The following is a 1,197-nucleotide window of genomic DNA, read 5'->3' as shown; positions in this document are numbered from 1 at the left end:
AAGTACGTTCCTATGACGGTTATATAACGCAGCGGCTTTCGGCCGGCAACGGAAAGGTGTTTGTCCGTATAAAAGAAAGTGAAAAACCATTCAAGCCGTGGCCAACTGCCGCACAATAACCCCCGTTATAGCGTCTCCGTTATCTCCGTGAAGCTATCGTCGATGATGTCCGGAGTCCCGACCAATTGGACACCATACGGCGATAGTATATACGCATGATTAGGTAACTCGTCATTGAATGCAAATGATACGAATAGGTCACGTCCTTTTATGTAGTATTTTACTTGAAGCGGCTTTTTCAAAATTCTTTTTAAGGAAGCCGACAAACCTGTATCCGGTATGTATATGAATGATAAAAAATCCATGCACGTATCAGCAGAATCATTACATAAGACCGCTATCGGGGCACGATACCAGTCAGTCACATTGTCTGCAATCTTATATACAGAATCGTAAGCATCTACAAAATGAGGATATACCTTGAATAAATACGGAGATAACAACCCCGCTTTTTCAATAGTGGTTGTACCAATCAGTTCTCCCACAACTTGCGCCAGGTCCTCTTTATTGATTAAAATCGGATTGCGGTCCTTATCCAAAGCACGTACATAATTTATCTCTTTTTTCTGGGGAAGTGCGCTTTCGACTTCCTTCATCGTTTTAATTGCTCCCATAATTATTGAATTTAAATTGAACATTATTTTAATCTTTTCTGAACACCACATCCTGAATCTTCCAGTTCCAGGTCTTGTCGTCCTTCTTCCCGCTGTTATGGAAATTCAGGGCTGACTTAATGATATTCTCTTTTAAATCATTTTTCTTGAACTCGACTTCCGCCTTCTGCGGAAATTCCTTTACCTGCGCGGTATCTACTGAGATAATCAGCGCAACCAATAATGTGTCTAACATAATCCTTTTTATTAATATTAATAATCGAATACCAATCTCCTTAATACGCTGCCGACCGCTATGCCGGCAGCATCCGCAAGTACGTCCAGCCAGCGGCTTCTTTCGTCACGCCTGCCGTAACGGCACAGAGTTCACCCACTGTCAGGGTGATGACAAGGCATGCAAGAAAATGCAGCAGCTTGTCGTTAATTCTTAAAAACATATCCATACATTTTTTTAATTATGGAACCGGAAACGCTATAAAAGTATTTTCTATAATACCCAATACACCCCATATTGCCAATGCTC

General features: G+C 41.3%; 3 protein-coding genes. All 3 read right to left on the bottom strand.

Annotated features, from left to right (window positions below):
• Positions 1–125 precede the first annotated feature (125 nt).
• From AB5903_RS22490 to AB5903_RS22480, 3 genes are read right to left on the bottom strand one after another with little or no spacing between them, the layout of a single operon-like run.
• Positions 126–674: a hypothetical protein gene (locus AB5903_RS22490; protein ID WP_368118323.1), complete on the bottom strand. Its 549-nt coding sequence runs from the start codon at positions 672–674 to the stop codon at positions 126–128.
• A 28-nt stretch (positions 675–702) separates the two neighbouring features.
• Complete coding sequence (locus tag AB5903_RS22485; protein WP_118939923.1) at positions 703–909, bottom strand: hypothetical protein; 207 nt, start codon at positions 907–909, stop codon at positions 703–705.
• 58 nt (positions 910–967) lie between these two features.
• Complete coding sequence (locus AB5903_RS22480; protein ID WP_368118322.1) at positions 968–1,111, bottom strand: hypothetical protein; 144 nt, start codon at positions 1,109–1,111, stop codon at positions 968–970.
• Between the last annotated feature and the right edge of the window lie 86 nt (positions 1,112–1,197).

It is taken from the genome of Bacteroides sp. 2201st1_D9_2201SCRN_220225 (assembly GCF_040928965.1).
Taxonomy (GTDB): Bacteria; Bacteroidota; Bacteroidia; order Bacteroidales; family Bacteroidaceae; genus Bacteroides; species Bacteroides stercoris.
The sequence above is the reverse complement of the archived record's forward strand: the minus strand, read 5'-3'. Positions and strand labels throughout refer to the sequence as shown.

Bases quoted from the DNA above. Each gene is read 5' to 3' on its own strand.
- AB5903_RS22490 (WP_368118323.1), bottom strand. From the start codon at position 674: ATGGGAGCAATTAAAACGATGAAGGAAGTCGAAAGCGCACTTCCCCAG.
- AB5903_RS22485 (WP_118939923.1), bottom strand. From the start codon at position 909: ATGTTAGACACATTATTGGTTGCGCTGATTATCTCAGTAGATACCGCG.
- AB5903_RS22480 (WP_368118322.1), bottom strand. From the start codon at position 1,111: ATGTTTTTAAGAATTAACGACAAGCTGCTGCATTTTCTTGCATGCCTT.